Raw genomic sequence first — 24,272 nt, forward strand, 5'->3', positions numbered from 1 at the left:
CTAATACGGTTCGGTTCAGGTTTTTTGATGAAAACTATGAGATCGCAAAGATGCGATAAATCGCCGTCAAGACGAAAGACTGATTCTTGTAGAGACGGCGATTTATCGCGTCTCCTGTGTTAACCGAGTTTTTCACGCTATCAAATACAATTCCCATACAAGAGTTCTCGTACCCAGCGGGAAGTATGTATTTAAAACAAATTCACAGGGACAATCCTGTAGTGAATAATACACTAAATTAAGTAGGATAAAATATATCCGTAGACTGAAAAGTATTCCAGCAGCCTTAGCAAATTTTCATTTGCAGGAGTCTAAGTAAGTCGGTGCTAATATTTCCAGCTACGCCAAGCGCCGCACCGTCAACAATCTCAGGTGCGTTAGCCTACGGCATAACACACCCTACTGACGTGACAAGGCTAAAATGTTGCAAAAAAATTGTAGGTTGGGTGGAGGCTTTGCCAAAGCCAACATCCTGATATATGTTGGGTTGCGCTCTCGCTCCACCCAACCTACGTCTACATTTAATGCACTATTTTAAGCTTGCCATGCCACTACAGCTACAGCTAATTTATATTTTTTCATATACATTGAATTTTTCTCACCGACTTACTTACACAATACTGTTCGGTTAAGGCAAGAGACGCGGTGAATCGCCATCTCTACAAGAATCAGTCTAATTATCATCATCAATTGGTTGCTCATGATTAATATCGAGACTTTCTGCTGTCCAATTATCATTTGCTCCAGGAGATTCAGAAACTATCACAAACTCAGTCTCTTGTTGGTGATCATTTCCCCATTTATCCAAAATATCTTTAATTAACACTTCCTGTAACCAAATCTTCGCTACAACAGTCAGAGGTAACGCCAGAAATAACCCTAAAAACCCAAAGAAAGTAACAAAAAATAGTTGGGCAATTAAGGTTATAGCAGGTAGCAATGAGACTTGATGCGCCATTACAACAGGTGTGATGAAATTACTCTCAATCTGTTGAATGATAAAGTAAACAATCAAGACTGCGACGGCTTTCCAAGGTTCATCCAAAAAGGCGATCGCCATTGCTGGGATGACGCTCATTGTTGGGCCAAGGTTGGGAATCAAATTGAAAAATCCGGCTAAAACTGCTAAAGCTACTGCTGCTTTTATACCCAAAATTAATAAGCCAACAAAACTCATCACCCCTACGACACAAATGGCAATAAAAGCGCCTGTAATCCATCCTTCTAAAGAGACTTCACATTTATCTAAAATTCCATCTACCCGCCGCCGATAAAATGAGGGGAAAAGCTGCACAAATACTTTGCGATAAGCTAGGGGATCGGCTAATATCATTCCTGTTAAAACCAAGACTAGCAAAATCTTGAGAACAACTTCCAAAGAACCAGATACAAAAGCGAAGGAGTTTCCTAGCACCCGATTGACGAAGGGTTGTGCTTGTTGAATGAGGCTATTAATATCTGGAATGTAAGTAACTAATTGGTTAGGAATCCGAGTTCTCAGGGCATCAAGCCAATCATTAAAGCGTTCAAACCCTTTAGGAACCTGATTGGTTAATTCTTGAAATTGCTGTGCAAATGGCGGCACAATTAGCCAGAAAAAACCCACTATACCTGCAAAAAAGATAGCCACCGCTAAGAGTACAGCGAATCCACGTTTTATCCCAAAGCTTTGGAAGCGTTTTGCTAGCCGATTTAAAGTAGTAGCTAACACAACCGCGGCAAACATTAGCAAAAGCACTTCCCGAATTTGCCACAGGATGTATAAAGAAAGAACTATGGCGATTAAGCCGATCCATTGACCAAGTTTCACAGGCTGACTCCCAAGAGGTGGCAAAATGCAATTTTCTGGTAATTCAGCTAGGTTAACTGATTTTAGTAACTTGTAGTCATGGTTTGAGCTAATTTTGTTTCTGTGCTTGGAATCGCCATAGTAGCGCGATCGCGATTATTACAATCGGTAACAATACTATAATTAGCGCGTTGGTTGCTGTTGCCGGAATTGATAGACTTGGCCCTGCATACTTAATTAATGTTGATAAGAAAGCTGAGAGTAAAAGCAGTTTCAGAACAAATCCTAGTTGATTTTCCATAGAAGCACAGCAATACAAATTTTTATGGTACATACAAATTGGCGCTGTACCTCCAGTTTTTACAATAAACTTGCGATCGTAATGAAATGAAGAGAAGCAATCGCAAACTCTATACTTTGCGATTGCTTCTCTTTGCTATGCAACTGTCATAAAGCTAAGACTTGACAAAAAGAATATCGTTTTAAACTCTCACGACTGAACCTTTGTTAATGAATTTACCTACAAGATTATCAAGCTTGATAATCTTATTTGAATCCTCTTCAGGTGTGTCAAAGTTACAAGCGACGGTGCTGTAGTTTAATGTGGCAGTGGCATAGCTAGAGTCAGAGTTGTAAATCCCGCCACCCTTGCCAGACTCGAATTTACCAGAACTGAGTTCGATGCCGAAAGCTTTATTGTGTTTAATAATGCTGTTGCCAACCGTTAGGCTGCCGCCATTATTGTAGATGCCACTGCCAAAGTGTGCTTGATTGCCAGTTATACTGCTATGGCTCACGATAACGGTGCCGAATAGATTGTTCCTGTACCCAAAGTTGTAGATGCCACCGCCAAAGTATGCCGTGTTGCCACTGATGGTGCTGTAATTCACCGATAGAGTGCCATTATAATCATTGGCAATGCCACCGCCGCCATCGTTTTCACCGGATCTGTCAAATACAGTGTTGTCACTAATGGTGCTGTGACTCACCGATAGAGTGCCATTATTGTAGATGCCACCGCCGTTGGCTCTTGCAGTGTTGTCACTAATGGTGCTGTAATTCACTGATAGAGTGCCAATGTTGTAAATACCAGCGCCGCCGTTGGCGTTTCCGGGGAAGTCGCCGTATTCTTTATTGTTACTGATGGTGCTGTAGTTTAGTGTGAATAGACCTCCATTCCAGATAGCACCGCCGTTATCATATATCGCCAAATTGCCACTAATAGTGCTAGAATTTACTTTAACTGTACTGGTGTGGCCTTCGTTATAATAGATAGCACCGCCGTTATAAGTTGCAGTGTTGTCAATAATGGTGCTATTTTCCACAAGGATGCTTAATTTGTAGCTGACATATCCTGTATTGATACCACCGCCGTTATCTGCCGAATTGCCACTAATGGTGCTCTTTTCCACTGTCAGGTTGCCAGTGCTATAAATGCCACCGCCCTCACCAAAACCTAATACTTCGGTAGATGTTGCAGTGTTGCCACTGATAGTGCTATTTTCCACTGTCAGGTTGCCAGTGCTATAAATGCCGCCGCCCTCGCCTATTTGATTTGAATAATCATAATAAATTACATTGTTGCCACTGATAGTGCTGTGGTTGAGTGTAAGGTTGCCAGCACTATAAATGCCGCCGCCCCGGGTGATTGATGAATAACTATTAGTGTTGGTAAAATTCTTTATATTATTGCCACTGATAGTGCTGTAGTTGAGTGTAAGGGTGCCAGTGCTATAGATGCCGCCGCCCTCGCCGCCCAATTGTTGTCCTCCATTGAGTACTTTTTTATTGGTTACAGTGTTACCAGCGATGATGGTATTGTTCAAGGTCAGGATGCCTTCATTGGAGATCGCACCGCCTCCTCTTGCGCCATCGTATGTATTGGTAATAGTCAGCCCGTTGATTGCAGCTGTTACGCCACTAGCAATGTCAAAAATACGAGCAGCACTATCATCCTTAATAGTTAGTTTGCTCGGATTTGTACCTTCAATGGTCAGGTTGTCTGTGATACTCAGACCACTACCAGTCAAATTAATCGTATGAGCCAGCCCATCATTAAATAGTCCAGCAAAATTGATGATATCTTTTCCTGAAAGAGCATTGGCATTTAGAACTGCCTGCCGCAGTGAACCTGCACCACTGTTATTGGTATTAGCGACGGTAAATGTAGACATTGATCTTACTCCAATTTTTTGACGTTGTATAAAATTTGATATCAAGACAACTGCGATCGCCCTACTGGTCTGTCAACCCCAAAATTTGCTTTTTCGGATTGGGTCACACGTTAAAACAATTCGCTTTTTCTTAATTTGCAATGGGCAACTCTTGGAGACGCTCCGCGAACGGAGCGTCTCGTAGAGAAGAGAGCAATTACGTGAAAGTGACAGGGATTTAGACCCCGAAACTTTCACACGCTGCTTGATAGAAGCTATGCAACTTAAACCCCTCAAACTTTATTAACGAGAAGGGATAAAACACTTTCACTTAATAAATGGCCAAGTTCATTTAAGGGCAAATTACTAATCACGAACTTGAGATTTAGCACCAAAAATGCCTAAATCTCAAATTCATGGTTAGTAATACTGATAATGACCCTTAACCCATACACGGTGGTGATCTCTGATTACCCAATGTCCACCTATCCACCGACGACGTTGGGAACGCCGAGCAAGTAATGTTCCCACAAGTGGTTTTTGAACATCTGGGTTGACTACTGAGAGTGCTGATGCCTGTTTTGGCATTGAGGCTACCAACAGTGGTATTGCCACTATTCCTGCAATAATCTTGTTCATCAATCTTTTCCTTTTACTTAACTCTTGACAATTAAGCCAGTTATTTTTTTGACTTAATTGTGATGAATGTAAGTAGATTAATTTATTAACTCGCACTTTTTATTTTTTAAAGATTTTATTTATATCTATGTCAATGTTGTGACATTAATATGTCAAATATGTATTTAAAAGTTAAGTTAAAAATCTTTCTCAAGATAGATGAATTATTCAAGTAAAGGACACACAAATCCTCGTTAAAAAATAGTATTTTACTTTTTTTAAAGAATATACAGCAGATTGCAGGTAGATAGAGAAGACTGGACGTTGGTACATCAACCAGGTATATGAAAGCTTACTCCATCGACTTTCGAGAAAAAATAATTAACGCTTACTCTCAAGGCGATACATCAATCTTGAAAAATAGCTTGTAGGTTCGATGTAAGTAAGGATTTTGTACAAAGGCTCTTTGTACTCTAAAGAACTCAAGGTCATGTAGAGTCACAAAAACAAATTTATTTACCCATTTTTATCTATCTATACTTATTTCTTCCAAGGCAATTTAGTCCCCATTTCAGTTAATGCTGAGAAGATAAGATAGAGAATCAGGAATCCAGCGCCCGCAAAGAAAGCCAGTAAATCGTTATCCATAAGTGCTGTTAGTTCAAACTTCGCTAATCATAGCGGAATCACCTAATATGAAGCATTTTTCTGAGTCTACAATCTTTGGTCTTCTGGGTGCAAACTGTACCAGCCATACCAGTGACGAACTGCCAGCCAAACGGCCGAAAGCAAACCCGCTAAACTAAGGGTTAGTCCGCTAAAGGGTACTAATAATCCAAAAATAGGTAGCACTGCTCCAGCAATAGTGGCGACGATCGCAGCTAGAGAAGCTCTGCGGCTAGCTCCCAATCCCCATGTTAAAATTAGCAAAATAATGGAAATTAAAGTCCAAGCTAACTGAGCATCTATGACGCGGGCTAGATAGGTCAAAGTCAATAGACAAGCAAAGAAAGTACTAGCAGCGATCGCAACATTTCTGAAACTCATTGGCAGTGATAAATATAACAACAATATCCACCACAAAAATATTGCTGGTGCTAGTAATAAAAGACGCGGAATTACCCCCGTATGACGAATGGGTTCGGTGTTAGTAAACACTCCAAAAGGATTTTTGACTGAAACATTATCGTCAAATTTCCAAGTAAATTGCGTATTGCGTCCATTAACTTTAATCTCATTCGGTACAACACCACTAGCAAAATCAGCCGGAGCAAAGTTAGCAATTGCTGTGAGGCTAAAATTAGAAAGCAACTGTCCTGCGGCGCTATAAACCCAGCGCGGCCCTCCTTGAGCCTGATAGGTAACTCGAAAGGTGGTTTCTTCACCTGGTTGCAGCTGGAAGGGAAAGCCATAGTCTCCCGGATTAGTTTGTTGTAACCTAGTACCGTCACGCTCAACTTTGTAGCTAGCAAGCAGCGTGTAGCCGTTAGGTGGTGGTGCTTCAAAGAAAAAATTATTAATATCCTTGAGTTGGTTAATTACTTTATAATCAGCAGTGTAGTTTGCCTGATAAATTGAACTGCGACCTGGAACATCTACACTTTGGTCTAGCTTGACTTGAATTTGCGAACCAGCCAACCTTAAGAAACGGTTGATTTCTCGTGTCTCATTCACCTTGACAATTTTGCCATTGACTTGGGTGTTATAAGAGTATGGCTCTTGAATAGAGTAGCGGATTTGAGGCGCAAATTGTTCGAGTTTTTCACCTGCGACACTTTCAGCTACTTGAGCCACCCTTGCTTGTTCCCAGTAGTGATAGCGATTGCTCAAAGTTGAACAGAGAAAAAATCCTGGTACTAATAAAACTAATATTAGAGTTAAATGCTGTAATGCCTGTAAAAGTTGGGAATAACGAATCGCCCATTCGCCGATGAATATTAGTTGTTCTGGTTGACTGCGACGCAGAGAAAAACTGATCAGTGCGATCGCAATTCCTAAAGCTACAATCAAAAATACTAATAAAAGTGAAGTTTTGAGCGCTTGGGTTCCAAATTGGACAAGCTCAATCGGATGCGTCAAATCAGGTAATCCGGGAATACCTTGAGCAGAAGATGACATTGGTTGATTTTTGCAGAATTTGAAGAACCAGACCAATAAAATCTCTTAAAAGTTTCTGAAAAGAGGTATAAAACAGAATTCAGAATTCAGAATTCAGTTCTTTGTAGAGACGGCGATTTATCGCGTCTTTGCGATCTAGAATTTTCATTAAAAAACCTTAACCGAGCCGTATTGCCACGGAGGTGGGTTTTGTTTGTATAGCTGCGTTCGCCCTTGGTGTACCAGAGGCATCATTCTATTCGCCAGAGCTAGATATATTTTTACGAAAGTGAGATGCTCCCCAATTCAACTTTGTGTTTTCAAAATTTCCTTTAATTTTTTCTCATAGAAAAATTCCTTTTCTCCCATAGCTGGAACTAAATCAGTTAACCAGGTTGCTTTGTCGTCATAACGTGCAAAAAAAGGACGTTTACACCAATCGGGATCGCGTCCTTGCAAAAAAGAAAGTACAAATACTTTCTCGCCATAAATCTCAGTTACGCCATCCACTGCAATTTTACCTGGTAGTGCTGACATGACTGGCCCGCGAGCAGTGCGAGCTAACCCTGACACTTTTTGAATTGCTGTTTGATAAATTTCCCAAGCGCGAATAATTGGCAATTCAAAATAATGTTTTGCTCCAGTATCTCGTTCCATAAACATATAGTAGGGAATGCAACCAAGGCGAACTTGTTCTTGCCACATCTTTATCCATACTTGCGGAGAATCATTAATTCCCCGCATAAGCGGTCCTTGGGTACGAATCTGTGCGCCTGTACTACGAATGCGTTGGATTGCTGTTTGAGCAATTTCAGTTTTGATTTCTGTCGGATGATCGTAGTGTGCCATAATAGCCAAATGTTTACCTGAGCTAATCACTTTCTCAAACAAACGTAAGACATCATCAGCATCTTCATCTGTAACAAAGCGATAAGGCCAGTAAGCTACAGATTTAGTCCCAATCCTAATTGTTTGGATATGTTCAAAACCCGAATTTAGCAATGGTTCAATATATAAAGCCAGATGTTTAGCTTTCATTGTCATTGGATCTCCGCCAGTAATTAAAACATCTGTGACTTCTTGATGTTGGCGGAGATAATCTTGAAAAAGCCCTGATTCACGAGTAGCAAATTTCATTCCGTCCATCTTTACAAACTGGGGCCAACGGAAGCAAAATGTGCAATATGCGTGACAAGTTTGACCTGCTGTCGGAAAAATTAAGACTGTTTCGGGATATTTATGTTGAATTCCTGGTACTGGTTTTCCATCTAAAGTGGGAATATTATGTGCCTGTCCGCCTGGATGGGGGTTAAGTTGCGATCGCGTCGTATTTACTACTTGACGCAGTTCTTCTGGTGTAGAATTTTGCAGATGCCAAATAACCTTGTCTAGAGATTCAGGAGCCAACATTTCTTTTTGAGGAAATGTGAGGCGAAAGATGGGGTCATCGGGAATCTTCTCCCAATCAATCAGTTCTTCTACTACGTAATTATTGACACGAAACGGTAATACTTGGGCAACTGCTTTCATCGCCAAGCGATCTGCTGTTGAAAATTTTTGCAGTTGAGGCAGCCGATCTATATCTTTAATTTCATATAACTCAATTTTTTTAGGGTTAAGTTGCGACATTTAATTATGATTATTTTTTAATTCACATAAAAATACTGGAAGTATCTCAATACAGTTCGGTTAAGGTACACAGTCCTTAAAAATCCCCCTTAGTCCCCCTTTTTCAGGGAGAAATAGAGCCGTTCTGAGCAAGCCTTTTTAAGGGGGTTGGGGGGATCGAGTTTTATCCGAACCGTATTGGTAAGTATCTGGCAAATATAAATATAGTGGCGCTTTCGCAAGCGTAGAAACAAGTTTGTTTTGAAAAATCATCCGGCCGATATAATTTGGCATAATGGCAATCCTCACGAAAAATTAATGAGACTCAACAATAATAAACTAATACACATTTTCAATAGTGCAATTAAAGAGTATAGTTTTCATTATTTTTAATTAACTGATTAATCTTCAATAGCACCCAATTCTTTAAGTGTATTTGTTTGTTCTTCCCCTAAACCGGAAACACCTTTGATATTCATTCCTTCATAAGGTCTTTTTGGCATGAGGGTTTTGATACACTCTCCAGTTGTGACATTCCATTGCTTAATAGCCCCATCCTGGGAACCACTATACAAAGTTCCATCTGCACTGAAGGTAACAGAACGAACCCAATTATTATGTCCTTGTAAAATAATCAGACGTTGACCTGTGTCAACATCCCAAATTTCCACAGTGTGATTAACGCAAGCACAGCCAAGAATCTTACCATCAAGACTAAAAGCAACAGAACGTATCCAATCGTTATTGACTAAAACTTTGCAACATTCGCCAGTCTGAACATCCCACAGCCGTACTGTTTTGTCATCACCGCCACTAGCTAATAGCCCTCCAAATTTTCCTTGTGAAGGGAGAATCGGGCTAAAAGCAACAGACCATATTCGCATAGTATGTCCTTCTAAAACCCGAATACATTCCCCTGTATGAAGATTCCACAGTCGCAGTGTTTGATCGTCACTACCACTAGCGAGGATTTCACCATCAGGGCTAAAACTGACCGACTGTACCCAATTTGTATGCCCCTGTAATGTTTCAAAACATTGGCCAGTGCGAACATTACATAGCTTGATGTTGCAGTCAATACTGCTACTAGCTAGAATTTGACCATCATAACTAAAAGCAATAGAGCGGATGCGATCGCTATTTTGCAAAATTTTCACGCACTGTCCACTTTCAGTATCCCAAATACGAATAGTTTGGTCATCACCGCCGCTAGCTAATAGCCCCCCAGCTAGCGGACTAAAAGCAACAGACCAAAGGCGGCCAGCGTGTCCTTCCAAAGTACTGATACATTCTTCAGTCTGAACATCCCACAGCCTAACGGTTTTATCATCATTGCTACTAGCAATTATCTTCCCATCTGGACTCAGGGCTAGATCGTGTACCCAATTGGTATATCCCTGCAAGATTTGGATACATTGATAATTTTCGATCTCCCAAAACCGAACGGTTTTATCATAGCCACCACTAGCAAGTGTTTTTCCGTCGGGACTAAATGCAACAGACAGAATAGAATTACTATGTCCTTCTAGATTTTTTAATAATTTCCCCGTTTGAATATCCCAGAGTTTCACCGTTTTGTCGTCGCTACAACTGGCGATGATCTCTCTTCCTTGTGAAGAAGAGATGGGACTCAAGGCTATAGAATGGACTAAGTTAGTATGTCCTTCTAGAGTTTTTAATAACTTCCCTGTTTGAACATCCCAAAGTTTTACAGTTTTGTCATTGCTACAACTGACAAGTATTTCTCCATCAGAACTAAAAACTATGGACTGGACTAATTTTGTATGTCCTTCTAGAGTTTTCAAACATTTACCTGTTTTCACATCCCACAACTTTACAGTTTGATCAGCACTACCACTTGCGAGTATTTTTCCATCAGGACTAAAGGCAACAGAACGAACAAAGTTGCTATGTCCCTTGAAAATTTTCCAACATTTTTGGGTATCCAGATCCCAGAGTCTAATAGTTTTATCACTACTAGCACTAGCGACAATTTTGCCATCAGGACTGAAGACAACAGACCTAACCCAGCTAGTATGTTCTTCAAAAGTCATGAGGTGTTTTTGGCTAGCAACATCCCAGAGTTTTACAGTATGGTCATCACTACAACTAACTAAAGTTTTACCATCGGGGCTAAAGGCAACAGTTCTTACCCAATTAGCATGTGCTTTCCAATGAAATAATTGCTCACCATAAGTAGCTTGCCAAAAGCTAATCCGACCATCAGCGTCACCTGTAGCAACAATTTCTCCATTTACAGGATTAAATGCCACTGATAAAATACTATCGAAGATTCCTGTAAATACAGATTTAGATAAGTCAGAGTTTGCAAAGTTTACATTATGCAGGTTCACATTGATGAGGTATGCTTGCCATATCTTTAAAGTAGAAAAATCACATCCACTTAAATCAATTCCCAGATGACAAAGGAGGTTAATAATATTCCCACCAGCATAACCAGATGTTAAAGGAGTGTTTATTTGCAGCAATTTGATAATTTTTAAGAGATGTTCTTTAATCCGGTCTTTATTGCCAAATTTATTAATTAGCTTTTCAATAACTGGCTCTAGAATTAAACGAATTTGAGCATTTCTAGTCTTTCCTTCTGTTTGCGCTTTGAGTAAGGCATGATTTTTTAACAAGGAAATATTTTCTAGAGTAACCTCAGAAACAATTTCTTCAGAAACCTGATTAACAAATTGGCTAATGATATATTCCATCACTACGGCTTGGAGCATGAATTTCGCCAAACCCTTCTCGTTAAAAATTAGCGCTCGCCGCCGCAGTGATTCTAAAGCTTCAATTAATTCTGGTTGTGATGTCGTTGAAATAATATCTGCTTGTAATTCGACAAACGAAGTAGGTTTGCAATTAGTTCCTAGCCAGTATAAAATCTCTTTTTCTAAATTTGATAGCCGATTAAACTGCTGTTCTAATAAATTGCGGATATCTCCAAATAGTACAGATATGTCACAACTAATGAACTCTGATATATTGCTACCAAAAACTTCTTGAATCGTATTACAAACGATTTTTAAGGCTAAAGGATTACCCGCATACTGATTAATTAACTTGTTCCAGTCTTTCTCTGAAGCCAAAAAATCACCTTTGCCCACAAATATACTTTTTGCGGCGATATTTTCTAGCCCACTTAGCTGCAAGGATTTAACTTTAAGATTGTTTCCTTCTAAGGTGATAATTTCTTTAGGACTTTCACGACTGGTTAAGACTAAACAGCTTTGATGAGGCACTTCCCCAACTTGTCGAAAGAATTCTCCATATTCTTCATATCCTTCTCGATATTGACCGACATAATCACCTCCAAGTAAAACTGACTCGACATTATCCAGTACCAATAAACAGCGATGTTTCCGCAAAAAGGCAATCAATTGCGAAATTCCTACTTCTTTAGGCTCATTCTTTTTGGAGAAAAACTCAATCAAGTCTGCAAAAATCTCCTTAACAGAGGGTGCATGACGTAGCGATCGCCAGATAACATATTCAAACTGTTCCTGAATTTTCTGTGCCAGCTTGATAGATAACGCTGTTTTGCCAATTCCCCCCATCCCAAATATTCCCACCAGTCGGGAACGATCTTTATTTACCCATTGCTCTAAAACCTCTAACTCCGACTCACGTCCAAAGAAAACGGGGACATCAGGGGCTTCGCCAAAATCATAACAGGATGAGGTATTAACTACCGTTGATAACTGATATCTCTCCTGGAAGATACTCCTGATTACTTCTAATTTCCCAGGAGTACTCCCAGCAATGTCAAACTTTTGGTAAACCGAACCAAGCCGCTTTCGCACTGCTGCGGCACTAATTTCGAGAGTGGTGGCAATAGATTCTGCCGTTTGGCCAGCTAAAGCTAGAAGTAAGGCACTTACCTCAGCCTCAGATACATTGTGTTCGGCTGTAACCGCTCTCAAGAAACTTTCAGGAATTTCCGTCATGAAATAAATTTCTCCAGCCAAAACTATTTATCGATATGTGAGGTAGATGTGAGATATATTTTTACTGCTTTATACCCAAATCTTCTCTTTTTATTCTTACTCCCCAACACTAGTAGGGAAAGGGTTGGGAGTTAGGTCTGTATTGGACTCAACCACAAACCCGATAAATTTATCGGGTTTCCCAGTCTCCAGTTCTGCGCGTTAGCGTAGCCCATCATGGACATCGCCTAGCATCTTACAGAAAAGTGAATTGACAAGACACTACTAAACTATACTCTAAATTATCAAGTTGTCAATTTACATCTATCAACTTATTGACAAGATTAATAAAGTAAATGTAGAATCGATAACAAATTAGGTGTGAATCGCGAGGATAGCTGAAGTAACTAGCACTGAGGTACCCCACACTATGCCAACACCTGACGTTTCAAATTCTGCTCAGGAATTATTTGATTTACTTGAGAAAGACATTCTTGCTTGTCACACTTGCAAGGATGGAATGATTGAAGTGAGTATCCGCAAGATCGGAACCGATGAGTTTGAAGTGCGTGTCATCTCTTTTCGAGGTTCTTTTCGTTGCGTTCATGCGGATCTAAATAGGTATTTAGAGGAGTTACCAACAGATACAACAGATACGCAAAGTCAGGTATCTATCTATCGCGATCGCTTTCGAGTGGGATTGAGAGGATTGTTAAAGAAGGGGTTTGGACTACTCAGCCTAGACTTTTCTAAATGCAAGAAAGGAAATACCGCGCCGATATTTGGCTGGATGGTATCTGAATTGTTGGATATTGACTAAGATTTGGTTGTTTTTTAAGTAATTACCAAAAGCCACTGATTTCACCTCAAGCTTTAGAGAAACAGTAGAAAATTGTTTTCGTTATTGAGGTTAACAAGTGAATAACTTTCCAGCCCAAGAGAGTCTAGAAAAAGACTACAGCAGGGTTGATATGGTGCTAAAAAGTGCCACATCAACCCTGCTGTTTTTTATTAATTTATCAGGAGGAAAATATGGATACGAATCGTCACAGCTTTTTATTTCGTTTGACTTCCCGGTTTCTCAAATATTTTGCGCTGGGATTATTTGGTCTAGCGATCGCTTACCTTATGTCAGCAATTTTTGGAAGTTCACATATTGCGATGAATCTACTACCCTTTGTTTTATATTGGGTTATTTTCCGGTGTGGGCTGATTCTTCTTTGCTTAATATTGACGACAGTAGTCTTTGAGTCTGTTCGCTAGATCCCCGACTTCTTGAAGAAGTCGGGGATCTGAACACCACTAACCTCTCAAAACTTTTGGGACAGACCACTAGTTAATAAAACTTAAAATAGAAGCAAAATCAAAACCCGGTCATGAAGACCGGGTTTTGGGCGGAAACAATGGGGATATATTCCCCGAAGGTTTGTTATAGAAGTTCAGTATAATATCGATGCTCTGATATGTACTACCACCCAGCTGCGATCGATTCCGGAAAATTAGCTAAGAATTTTTGACTATCCTTATTTTATCTCCCAAAATACAGCAACCAACTGGTCACATCAGCATGTAGGATTGAAAAATATTAATTTTCCGGCTTTTGCTGATGAATAATGCATTTAATGCCTGGCAAGAATGGCTAACAGTATTCGCTTATCTAGGTTTCACCGTCTTCATTATCTGGCGCGTGTTTACCGCCGAGAAGAATTAAAAAAGCTACATATCATCTCACCAGGGCCTTTTTGCTCAAAGGGCAAAACAGTTCCACCCTGTTGAACCTTGAATCGCTCACGGCAATTGTAAACCTCGGTAGGTCTTTTTACTCCATCTACACTAATGGCTGCCTTGTATTCCCAATAATTTTTTGCACTTCGGCTGATACTGAGAATGCAAATCTGGTGGTGTAGTCGTAGCCCATCGTAGACATCGTAATTGCGGCATACATCTGCAAAAGCCGGATGTACCACTGAGAAAGGCAGTATTAATAGCAACGCAAAAAATATTATGTATCTAATCCTGTCCATAAAAAGTTATTTAATTACAGCTATTTTCAGGTAAATAGACCACACGGTAGGGGCACAGTATTGCTTATAGGTGTCAACTTAACGCGAAACCGCTTGTCCGCCGGGAATTTCAATTCCCGTCTCATAGCTAAAGTCATCTGAAGATGACTAAATATATATTGCCAAAAATCTCCAGTCTACTTCAGTTGACTTAAGCTAAAAGCCAAAAAAATTTATTTCCGGGCGGGCATGTCAGCCAACAGATAAGCTATTTCCATCTGAAGTTGACACCAATAGGTATGCTGTGCCCCTACGACTTTTCCTAGTTTGACAGACCAGAGATTGCATGTTCCCTAGCACAAAAAATATGGCAAGCACTAGCAAAAAAGCTGATACTACCATAAGTGCTATTTTTCGCTCAAGTTTACTAAGCTAAATTGAACCATGCTCAAACACCTCCTCTACTTTGAGGGTAGACATCTAGTGCATCTGTTCATGTACCATACCCTAATACCAATTCGTAATATCCTTCTCCTACAGGAGACGCTACGCGAACGGGAAGCTACATTTTGTGCATCTACGTAATTGAGAAAGTCAGATTACACCTAGCTGAGTTTCCGTTGTTTATATCTGTAGTCTTATTTTGGAGAGTTTAAATAACAGAATGTGCAAAAAAAGTCAGTCGTAAGGACTATAAAATTGCAACCAAAAAGAAATTTTGAGCAATCTTGGATTACACGCTGTTTTGCAGCAATACTGCTCTTTGGTCAGGTGTGGCTACATTTACTCCAAGGAAAAACATACTATCGTAAGATTCTGCAACATCTCGTGACTGCTGGGCCAGGTTCTATCTCTCCAGTTCTTCTTGTCAGTGGTTTTGCCGGAATGATTTTTACTATTCAGACGGCGAGGGAATTAGTCAGATTTGGGGCTGTCGATGCAGTAGGAGGTGCTTTTGCCTTAGCTTTTTGTAGAGAATTAGCTCCAATTTTGACCGCTAGTATTATGGCAGGACAAGTAGGTTCTGCTTTTGCAGCAGAAATAGGTGCAATGCGAGTCACCGAGCAAATTGATGCACTTTATATGCTGAAAACTGATCCAATTGATTATTTAGTACTTCCTAGAGTAATTGCTTGTTGTTTGATGGTGCCTTTGATGACGATTTTAGCTTTAGTTACAGGCATTATCGGTGGAATTTTTGCCGCTTCACAGTTTTACCAAATTATTCCCGAAACATTTTTAGAATCAGTCAGAAATTTTTTACAGCCGTCAGATTTGTTTATTATTTTACTAAAAGGGTTTATTTTTGGAGTGCTGGTTGCGGTCATTGGCTGTAGTTGGGGTTTAACTACTAGAGGGGGAGCAAAAGAAGTAGGAGAATCGGCAACAAAAGCAGTTGTTACTAGTTGGGTATCAATTTTTATTATGGATTTTTTCCTCTCTATACTGCTGTTTGAACAGCCTGCATTTTGAACCTAAGTATTGAACTGGGGACTGGGGATTGGGGGATCGGAGTCTCTTAAGATAAGTAAGTACGTGGATTCAGACCCAAAGCAAAATATTGAACCTCACGAGACTTTGAGTCGTGTGAGGTTCAAAAGTAATACTGATTCTGAATCCTTGGCATAGCCCGCAGCAGGTATCGCTAGCTTTTTTGGGTAGACTTCATGAAGTTAGAGGAATGTGGGAATATATTAACTTATAAATTAGCCCACCCAAAGCTAAACCTCCCAATGAAAAGATAGACGCAGTGGAAAAGGCTAACCCTTCCCTAAGACCGGCTCTTTGAAAGTCTATCCTGACTAATATAGTCGCTGAAATGATGAGTAAGGTATCAAGAAATACCCGAAACCAGGCAATCATGATAAAAAATAAAAAAGCTGCTAAGACGGCAACACCAAAAGTCCTGGTATTTGATTTAAGTAAAATACTGTAGTAGTATGTCATCCTCGGCCAAGGAGCGGTCAAAGTTACGATTAAAAGCAAGATAGCAACTACAGTTACCGCCCACACAAACAGAGGGGCACGAGTTTCAGATATTACCCAACCCAAAGTACTATAACTAAGCAGTACTAGCGCCAGGGAGACCCAAGGAACTCTTTTCAAAATTGACATGGGTTAATATTCCTAGTACAGAGTCAAGATTTTATTCGATAACTAACAATAACTAAGTGTAGTAACTCAAGACTTGATTTTGCTTGAGAGCTTGCTCAGTTTATGATGGCTGTTCTTGCTCAAGGATATCTCAGTATAAAAGGAGTTTTTCAGGATGTGGGTATCAATGAGATAAGAAACCAGAAGTTTTTGCAGATGAAACTATCTAGATTTTGGTTATATAGCTTAAACTGGTAAGTCTATCATCATATTTTTTTATAGCTTCAATCAATAGGCTGTTATGCTCTTCCCAAGAAAGCCAAACAAGTTTGTCGATAATTGCGGTACAAAGTAGTTAAATATGTTGTTAAAGATTTGTAAACTGTTAGCAGCCGAGTAGCCGCGTGTCACATCTTGTTTAAGGAATTATCATGAGACAACTTGTTATTGCTGAACGCGTATGCCTCATTGGTCATATCGTGTCAAAAGCCTTTGGACTAGTAGGGATGCTACTGGTCGTACCTAATGCCGAAATAATTTTAAACTCATCGCAGGTTGGAGAAACCGCCATAGAGTTAAGTATGGCTGGCGGTGGTGTTGTTGATATCATCTTGGGGACAATAGCTGTCTCTATTTATGCTTACCGGACGTTGGGATTAAGAACTTGGCTAGCATTTATGTTGCCGGCTGTGTTTATCTCCTTGGGGAGTGAACTACTGGGAACTAGTACAGGATTTCCATTTGGTGATTATAGTTACTTGAGTGGCTTGGGTTATAAGATTGGGGGGTTAGTTCCTTTCACAATTCCCTTATCTTGGTTCTATGTTGGGCTGTCGTCTTACTTAATTGCTAGAACTGGTTTGAAAGTAGCTCAAAAACCCAGTTGGGGACGCCATATTGCTGCTATAGCTGTTGGTGCTTTACTCTTCACTTGCTGGGATTTTGCCCTTGAGCCAGCTATGAGTCAATCTTCTCTGCCCTTCTGGTATTGGGAACAACCAGGAGCTTTTTTTGGGACACCTTACCAGAACTATGCAGGTTGGTTTGGTACTAGCGCTCTGTTTATGAGTGTGGCAGGATTATTGTGGAGAAATACCTCGATTAAATTAGAGCGATCGCAACTTAATCTGCCTTTAGTAGTTTATTTAACTAACTTTGCCTTCGCCGCCGGTCTTAGCTTGGCAGCTGGGTTCTCTATTCCTGTATTACTCGGTTTATTGCTAGGTGTAACTCCTGCCATAGCGCTATGGTTCAGGAGTTCAACCACACCTACTGAAGTTACTTTTGAACCAGTAACCAAAGAAGTATCAGTAGCCAAGGTTGAAGTCGCCTTGAAATAAGTCTATTTGGGATTGGGAACTGGGGATTGGGAACTGGGGAAACTAGGAGAATACCCACCTAATGCCCAATGCTCCATGTCCAATGCCCAATACCCCATGCTCAATGCCCAATGAATAATGAATAATGACAACGCTTTGATATTAGAAAGCGCCATTTCCCTTTTTCTGCTACTTATCCAATTACCAGCAACGGCGATTCTGTTTTCGCGCCTATTAAAGGGGCCAAGACGCCATCCTCCAATAGAACCCCAACAGCCAACACCTGAGCTTTTGGGTAAGGTTAGCGTAGTTGTTCCTACACTCAACGAGGCGCTTCGCATTAGCCCTCTGTTGGCTGGTTTAAGTCAGCAAAGCTATGAAGTTCGGGAAATTATGGTTGTAGATAGTAAGTCCAGTGATGGTACTCCCGACTTGGTAAAAGCCTCACAGCATAAAGATCCGCGCTTTCGCCTGATGACAGATGATCCCTTACCCTCTGGTTGGGTGGGGCGGCCTTGGGCGTTGCATAATGGTTTTCTATATAGCTCAGAAGCGAGTCAGTGGTTTCTGGGGTTGGATGCTGATATCCAACCACATCCTGGTTTAGTTGCTGGTTTGGTGAAGACAGCCGAAGCACAAGGCTATGATCTCGTTTCCCTTTCACCCCAATTCATTCTCAAATATCCTGGGGAGTGCTGGCTACAACCTGCTTTGTTGATGACTCTACTTTACCGATTTGACCCAGCGGGGATCAATACAGAGCAGCCAGAAAGGGTAATGGCAAATGGGCAGTGTTTTTTGTGTCGTCGCTCGGTTTTAGCGGCTGTAGGTGGTTATAGCAGTGCGAAGAGTTCTTTTTGTGATGATGTTACCTTGGCACGAAATATTGCTGCTCAAGGTTATAAGGTAGGCTTTTTAGACGGTGCAAAGGTACTAAAGGTAAGGATGTATGAAGGGGCAATGGAGACATGGAAAGAATGGGGGCGGAGTCTCGATCTCAAGGATGCGACTTCTAGTTCTCAGTTGTGGGGAGATTTATGGTTACTCACGTCTGTTCAAGGTCTACCCTTGTTAATTGTTCTCACTTTTCTGTTGATTTCTCCCCCACTCTCACATTTGCCCACTCCCCCACTCTTGCTGCTGGGACTGAATTTATTCTTGGTGGTAATTCGCTTTGCTATGCTGATCGCGATCGCACCTTCCTACGATCGCACAATTGCTAAAGGCGGCTGGTTATTCTGGCTTTCTCCTTTTGCCGATCCCTTAGCTGTACTGCGAATCTTCTTATCTGCATTCCACACACCGCGCGAGTGGCGAGGACGCAAATATATATAGTTGGGTATTGGGTATTGGGTATTGGGCACAAGAGGCAGAGGTGCGGAGGGGCAAAGGGGCAGAGGGGAAAAACTTACTGAACTTTCTCCCCTGCCTCCCTGCCCCTCTGCTCCCCTGCCCCCTAGTCCTCTTCCCCTCCTACTTGATCCCCGCGTTCCAATTCCCAAAGAATTTGATTTCCTTCACGGCGTACCCGTGACACTATCCAGTTTCGCCAGCGCCATTGATCTCCACGACTGGTGACAGCGCTGGCGTGGACATCCATCAAGTCTGCTAACTCAGAACTGGTGATTAAGTAGCCTTTTTCAGAAATTTCGTCAGCTATACGCAGAGTTTCGACCAAGCTGCGGAGTTGCGAAACCCTCATTTCTGGCGGTTTTTCATCGGTTACGGCCGCAGTTGGCCCGGTTGATGGTTCCATAACGGTTATTTCTGGTGCAGAAGTACTGATTTCTTGCGGACTTTGGTTAATTATTCTAGGTTTTTTTTCATAATCAGCTACTTTTGCTACATTTAGTTCATTTGTGGAAGGTAAAGATTTATAAAAATCTGTGGAAGATAATTGTTGTAGAGTAGGGGTTTTGCCACTTGCATAGGTGCGAGCGATCGCATCACAACGTTCGTTACCTATGTTACCAGAATGTCCCCGGACGTGTTGCCATTTTACCTGTTGGGTATTGAGTTCATCTAAGATTTCTAAAAGGTCTTGGTTTTGGACGGGTTTACCATCTGCTTTTTTCCAGCCTTTCTTTTTCCAGCCTTTCACCCACTTGGTAACGCAGTTAATCAGGTATTCGCTATCGGTATGAAGGGTGATAGGTTGGGCTTGTTGAGACGTTTGCAGGAATTGCAAAGCGGCGATCGCAGCCTGCATCTCCATTTTATTATTAGTGGTATGAGGGGATGCATCACCTATTTCGTGGATTGAGCCATCGCTGAAGTAGACGACTACACCCCAACCACCAGGGCCAGGATTACCGGTGCAAGCACCATCGGTGTATATGCTTTGAATTGTGGGTTGGGTGGACATGCTTAGAGTATCGAAGCGCGAAGGCAAGAGTTATTAGCGGCGAATTTTTTTTACAATATCCAGGCTATTATACCGATAAATTTTTTCTTTAGTTCTGTAATCGCTTTAATACTGCCTCTTACTCACTCTTACTCATTACTTAGAGCGATAAGCAACACGGAGACTTTGGATTAAAATTACCAGAGATGCGATCGCCATTAATCCGCCCCAAAACCAGTAAGGTAGAAGCAAGTATCGCTGCATTTGTGCTGTATCAGAGATTCCAAGGGGGCCAGCCGAACTGCTAAATAGATAATCAAGTTGATGGTACGTACTTACACAAGCTTGCACACCCAGAATTTGAATGGCAAAACCTTGCGCCCAACGAGGTGCTTTCAGGGCGATACCTAAGATTATTAAACCCAGTAAGGGAATTGCCACTAATCCGAACCAAGAACGCACCCAAATTAATGTCGAAAATAGTAGAAAACTCCCTAATATTTTTAAACAGAGGGTTGCTGCTGTAAAACTGCGGGAAGCCAGAATCAACACTGCACCGGCAATCGGTGGCCCCATTGGGCCTGCGGCGGCGATTATTGCCGGGACAATTGGCCCAAATAACGACCGGATGCCATAAGTTGCGACACCAGAACCATTGCTAAAAATCTCTAATTTTTGGAACTGTCCCCCTAATAGCAGTGCCATCAAGCCGTGACCCATTTCATGAAACCAAGTTGCCAGAATTGTAAATGGGTATAAGATATAGTCACCTCCTGGTATTTGCCACAATAAAGCAGTTGCGATCGCTGCGGCAACTAGCCAGGTAAGTCCCATACGTTCAACAACTGGCGGGGCTTCTTTGGTAAGTAAGGTTTCAAAATTTTTACTTGATTCCCTCATAGGACACTTGATTTTAGATTTTAGATTTTAGATTTTAGATTATTCCCCAGATTAATTCGTGGGGCATTCAATTTTGGATTTTAGATTTTAGATTATTCCTTCAATCTAAAATCTAGAATTCAAAATTTAAAATTGACGGCGTATTTTCATCTATCCTAATGTAATTATTGAAGTATTAGGGTTGCTGAGAAATGCAACAATTCGTACATCGAAGCGACGGCTGTAACCTATGGTGCTATCAAGAGCAACATAGCCATCCGTCGCTTGTCTGATGCTGTTTATTTGTTTCTCCTCCAAAAGCGATGCTGGAGGATGGGCGGAAAGTACTTAGACTGATGTCACAATTGAGCGAAATCAGTTAAGCAAGTTGAAAGAGGAATGTCATCAAGTCTCCTTTACCTAAGCTGATGCGATCGCCTGGTCGCAAGCGATGACGGTTGCCTGGTAAAAGTGGCAAATTATTAATATAAGTGCCATTAGAACTTCCCACATCCTCTACATAATGGGCATCTCCCTCGACGCGAATATCTGCATGAATCCGCGAGACAATTTCTGAATTAGTAAATCCTGAAACATCTATATCAGGGGGAATCCGGTCATTTGGTTTACCGATATGAACCACAGAGAGATTTTGCGGCAATTCAATTAAGCGATCGCTTTGAACGTGGATTAACCGCGCTGTAACCTGCTGCAATTGCGTTCTAGCGGCAGTTGCAGTTGTTGCTGGTGGCGGGGATACTTCGGCTTCAGAGGTCGGTTCTGGTTCCAAAGGTGGTGGAGTAGGAATACTTTGTACAGAAACTACAGGTTGAATTGCGATGGTTGGCGCTGGTTCTGGCGGGCTGGTTGGTGTAACAGGTATCTGTGGCGCTGGTTCTGGGGGAACTGCTACCTCTGTTGGTGGTAAAGATGATTCAGAGGGACGAGAGTTAGTAGATTCACCGATTCCCAAAGCATTTGGTTGTAAAAGTTCTAGTAGTGGATCGGGTGGTACTAACGGCGGTACTTCCACAGAAATATCTGGAGTGACTGTTGTAGCTACTGCGGTATGAACGTGTGGAACTCCTGCTGAGTGAAGGTTATAGCCACACTGACCGCAAAATGCAGCATCTGCCTGCACACTTGCCCCACAACTGGGACAATTAGTAGTCGCGGGTAACGGTGTATAACAAGCTTCACATTGGACAGCACCATCAGGGTTGGGATGATTGCAATTAGGGCAGACGATCATCGATATTTAGCCTTTGTTCAAGATCATCATAAATATAGGTAGGACTGGCAAGCAGAGGGCGGCCCTAACTTTAGATTCTAGCAATTACTGCAAATGGAACAATGAATTGGACACTCTTACGCAGGGGGCGGGGGGAAGAGAGCAGGGAGCAGGGGAGGCAGGGGGAGCAGGGGAAGAAAAACTATTGATTATTGCCCAGTCCCCAATACCCAATACCCAGTCCCCAATACCCAATACCCAATTATTGTTGGATTTCCAAACCTGCTGCTGCATCCAGCAGCCACCAAAGTTCTCCTTGGGGCCGAATTAAGCGGGATGGGTAAGTGAAATCATCGGCCACAGGTGCAAAGATTTGCGCTAAAGCTGGTCGTTTATTAGCACCAGCAACCAGAAAAATTACGCTGCGAGCAGAGTTGATGAAGGGGTATGTGAAGGTGATCCTGGGGTTTCCGTCTTTGTTACCCACAGTCACTAGGCGATCGCGTACTTTGAGAGCTTCTGTGTGGGGAAACAAAGATGCGGTATGTGCATCATCACCTATTCCTAGTAATACTACATCCAATGCAGGAAACTCAACCCCAGAAGAATTGAAAAATTCTTTGAGATGTTGTTCATACTTCGCAGCAGATAGCTCTGGATTAGCTTCTAAAGTCGATACAGGATGAATGTTGGCTGCTGGGATATCAACACGATCTAGCCATGCACGACGCGTCATCAGTTCATTGCTATCGGGGTGATCTGGTGGTACGTAGCGCTCATCTCCCCAGAATATATGAATTTTATCCCAAGGTAGTTTTTGAGTAGCGATTGCTTCGTATAACGGTTTAGGTGTACTGCCACCAGACAAGGCGATAGTAAACTGCCCACGCTGCTCAATAGCAGTTTCTAACTTAGACAGAATTAATTCTAGCGCTCGTGCAACCAGCGCCGGCTGATCCGGTAGAACTTCAACGGTTTTGTTCATGGCTTCATCATCATATTGCTGGCTTCCAGCAATACCATACCGAACTTATTACAATCCCCCTTTTTAACTTTTGAAATATTTAACATAGTCGACATAAGTAGGCTAGAAAAATGTAGATGCTCATTATCACCTTCAACCCTAAGTAGTCAGTCGTCAGTCGTACTAACTACTAACCAGTCTGATGATTATTTTATTTACATCCAGTTACTTGATACTTGGTTGATTAACGCCACAAAGAATACATTTATTAATTCTTATTAAAAATTAATATCCCTCTTCTGTCACTTTCCGAGATAAGCAAGTAGTTCAGGAGCTAAATCATCCATAAGCATAAGAGGGTTTAAATTGATTCATTGCAGCAATTAAATGATTGAATCCCAATAATAAATGTGAATTAGGGAAAATACTTAACCAGGGATAAATCAACCAAAATAGTAAAAGTGGTTGGATAATGAGACGTAGATTATTTAAAGTATTCTTCCATCCAGATTCATGGTTCCATTGTGGATGATTAGAAAAATCAACATCATTATTTTCTTGTGTCTTAGTCTCAAATTGACAAGATTGATTTAAACCTAATAAGACTGAAGAATTTAAACTAATCATCGTATAAACACAAAAAATAATTTCCCACCATCTCTCAATATGTTGAAAATCAGTAAAACGGTAATCTGTCCATCCTAGTTCCTGTTTACACTGTCGAAACCCATATTCTACCCAGGTTCTTAATCCATATAAGTCACCTAATATTTTCTTGAGATTACCTTGCAGATTCGTCATCACGAAGGAGGTAGAATTTTCCGGCATGGTTTCTGGATCAGTAGTTATTTCCCAGTAAATTATGGCTCTTTTTTTACCATAAATTATTTCTCTAATATATCTTGTCTCTGATTTTTGATTGCTAAATGTTCTCTCAAATTTACACCACTTATTTGCCCTAACCCTTTGCCCTGCTGGTAGCCAGACTCCATGATTACTTCTAATTGACACCACATAACCTAAGTTATATTCAGCAATTTTTCTAATGAATTGGCTACTTTCACCATATAAACTATCAGCCAGTACTAATTCAATATTGAACCCTGATTCCATTAATTCTGTAATTATCTCTGATGCTAGCTCTATCAGGGTTAGCGCGTCTCAAACCCTATTGACAAGCGGATTTACCTGATCAGCAATCAAGTTAGAAACAAAGTGGCACTATCCAGGCTAGGGTA

At 41.2% G+C, this 24,272-nt stretch carries 20 protein-coding genes and 1 pseudogene; 5 read left to right on the plus strand and 16 right to left on the minus strand.

The genetic code is table 11. From position 1 onward, the window contains the following. Window positions 1-34: 34 nt before the first annotated feature. From V7L31_RS04030 to V7L31_RS04065, 8 genes are all read right to left on the minus strand, one after another. Window positions 35-157 (minus strand): hypothetical protein, encoded by a 123-nt coding sequence (locus tag V7L31_RS04030; RefSeq protein WP_334695053.1) that lies wholly within the window; start codon window positions 155-157, stop codon window positions 35-37. A gap of 516 nt (window positions 158-673) precedes the next feature. After that, entirely contained in the window at window positions 674-1,810 is a 1,137-nt protein-coding gene (locus V7L31_RS04035) for an AI-2E family transporter (protein ID WP_334695054.1), read from the minus strand. Between the two features lie 88 nt (window positions 1,811-1,898). Next, window positions 1,899-2,090 (minus strand): hypothetical protein, encoded by a 192-nt coding sequence (locus tag V7L31_RS04040; protein WP_334695055.1) that lies wholly within the window; start codon window positions 2,088-2,090, stop codon window positions 1,899-1,901. 181 nt (window positions 2,091-2,271) lie between these two features. Further along, the gene (locus V7L31_RS04045; protein ID WP_334695056.1) at window positions 2,272-3,963 is read right to left on the minus strand and encodes a beta strand repeat-containing protein; all 1,692 of its coding nucleotides are present in this window, start codon (window positions 3,961-3,963) and stop codon (window positions 2,272-2,274) included. 399 nt (window positions 3,964-4,362) lie between these two features. Further along, complete coding sequence (locus V7L31_RS04050) at window positions 4,363-4,581, minus strand: hypothetical protein (protein WP_334695057.1); 219 nt, start codon at window positions 4,579-4,581, stop codon at window positions 4,363-4,365. Window positions 4,582-5,274: 693 nt separating this feature from the next. Further along, window positions 5,275-6,678 carry a DUF456 domain-containing protein gene (locus tag V7L31_RS04055; protein WP_334695058.1) on the minus strand — a complete coding sequence of 468 codons (1,404 nt, stop codon included), beginning with the start codon at window positions 6,676-6,678 and terminating at the stop codon, window positions 5,275-5,277. A 285-nt stretch (window positions 6,679-6,963) separates the two neighbouring features. Continuing rightward, window positions 6,964-8,286: a KamA family radical SAM protein gene (locus V7L31_RS04060; RefSeq protein ID WP_334695059.1), complete on the minus strand. Its 1,323-nt coding sequence runs from the start codon at window positions 8,284-8,286 to the stop codon at window positions 6,964-6,966. Between the two features lie 380 nt (window positions 8,287-8,666). Continuing rightward, the gene (locus tag V7L31_RS04065; protein WP_334695060.1) at window positions 8,667-12,221 is read right to left on the minus strand and encodes an NB-ARC domain-containing protein; all 3,555 of its coding nucleotides are present in this window, start codon (window positions 12,219-12,221) and stop codon (window positions 8,667-8,669) included. Between the two features lie 409 nt (window positions 12,222-12,630). Here V7L31_RS04065 and V7L31_RS04070 point away from each other — a divergent pair, with 409 nt between their 5' ends. Both V7L31_RS04070 and V7L31_RS04075 read left to right on the plus strand, forming a co-directional pair. Beyond that, complete coding sequence (locus V7L31_RS04070; RefSeq protein WP_334695061.1) at window positions 12,631-13,020, plus strand: hypothetical protein; 390 nt, start codon at window positions 12,631-12,633, stop codon at window positions 13,018-13,020. Between the two features lie 97 nt (window positions 13,021-13,117). Continuing rightward, window positions 13,118-13,450, plus strand: coding sequence for a hypothetical protein (locus tag V7L31_RS04075; RefSeq protein WP_334695062.1), 333 nt, complete (start codon window positions 13,118-13,120; stop codon window positions 13,448-13,450). Between the two features lie 441 nt (window positions 13,451-13,891). On the opposite strand, the gene V7L31_RS04080 is transcribed toward V7L31_RS04075, so the two are convergent. Further along, window positions 13,892-14,224, minus strand: a complete 333-nt coding sequence (locus tag V7L31_RS04080) for a hypothetical protein (protein WP_334695063.1) — start codon at window positions 14,222-14,224, stop codon at window positions 13,892-13,894. 678 nt (window positions 14,225-14,902) lie between these two features. On the opposite strand from V7L31_RS04080, the gene V7L31_RS04085 reads away from it, so the two are divergent. Further along, the gene (locus V7L31_RS04085) at window positions 14,903-15,676 is read left to right on the plus strand and encodes an MlaE family ABC transporter permease (RefSeq protein WP_334695064.1); all 774 of its coding nucleotides are present in this window, start codon (window positions 14,903-14,905) and stop codon (window positions 15,674-15,676) included. Window positions 15,677-15,868: 192 nt separating this feature from the next. Here the strand turns inward: V7L31_RS04085 and V7L31_RS04090 are convergent, their stop codons facing one another. Beyond that, window positions 15,869-16,318, minus strand: a complete 450-nt coding sequence (locus V7L31_RS04090; RefSeq protein WP_334695065.1) for a hypothetical protein — start codon at window positions 16,316-16,318, stop codon at window positions 15,869-15,871. Between the two features lie 410 nt (window positions 16,319-16,728). Between V7L31_RS04090 and cruF the strand changes: the two genes are divergently transcribed. Beyond that, window positions 16,729-17,637: a gamma-carotene 1'-hydroxylase CruF gene (gene cruF, locus V7L31_RS04095; protein WP_334695066.1), complete on the plus strand. Its 909-nt coding sequence runs from the start codon at window positions 16,729-16,731 to the stop codon at window positions 17,635-17,637. A 117-nt stretch (window positions 17,638-17,754) separates the two neighbouring features. Then, a complete protein-coding gene (gene cruG, locus V7L31_RS04100; RefSeq protein ID WP_334695067.1) occupies window positions 17,755-18,951 on the plus strand; it encodes a 2'-O-glycosyltransferase CruG in 1,197 nt (398 codons plus the stop codon). Window positions 18,952-19,072: 121 nt separating this feature from the next. Here cruG and rnhA read toward each other — a convergent pair whose 3' ends face one another. The 6 genes and pseudogenes from rnhA to V7L31_RS04130 all read right to left on the minus strand — a co-directional run. Continuing rightward, entirely contained in the window at window positions 19,073-19,981 is a 909-nt protein-coding gene (gene rnhA / locus V7L31_RS04105; protein ID WP_334695068.1) for a ribonuclease HI, read from the minus strand. Between the two features lie 135 nt (window positions 19,982-20,116). Then, on the minus strand, window positions 20,117-20,860 hold the full coding sequence (locus tag V7L31_RS04110) for a M50 family metallopeptidase (protein ID WP_334695069.1): 744 nt from the start codon (window positions 20,858-20,860) through the stop codon (window positions 20,117-20,119). A 150-nt stretch (window positions 20,861-21,010) separates the two neighbouring features. Continuing rightward, complete coding sequence (locus V7L31_RS04115; protein ID WP_334695070.1) at window positions 21,011-21,157, minus strand: hypothetical protein; 147 nt, start codon at window positions 21,155-21,157, stop codon at window positions 21,011-21,013. A 61-nt stretch (window positions 21,158-21,218) separates the two neighbouring features. After that, on the minus strand, window positions 21,219-22,091 hold the full coding sequence (locus V7L31_RS04120) for an FHA domain-containing protein (RefSeq protein ID WP_334695071.1): 873 nt from the start codon (window positions 22,089-22,091) through the stop codon (window positions 21,219-21,221). Between the two features lie 241 nt (window positions 22,092-22,332). After that, window positions 22,333-23,055, minus strand: a complete 723-nt coding sequence (gene pgl / locus V7L31_RS04125; RefSeq protein WP_334695072.1) for a 6-phosphogluconolactonase — start codon at window positions 23,053-23,055, stop codon at window positions 22,333-22,335. A gap of 318 nt (window positions 23,056-23,373) precedes the next feature. Next, window positions 23,374-24,186: pseudogene (locus tag V7L31_RS04130) on the minus strand (transposase); the annotation flags it as partial. Window positions 24,187-24,272: the final 86 nt, after the last annotated feature.

It is taken from the genome of Nostoc sp., from assembly GCF_036916655.1.
Taxonomy (GTDB): domain Bacteria; phylum Cyanobacteriota; class Cyanobacteriia; order Cyanobacteriales; family Nostocaceae; genus Nostoc.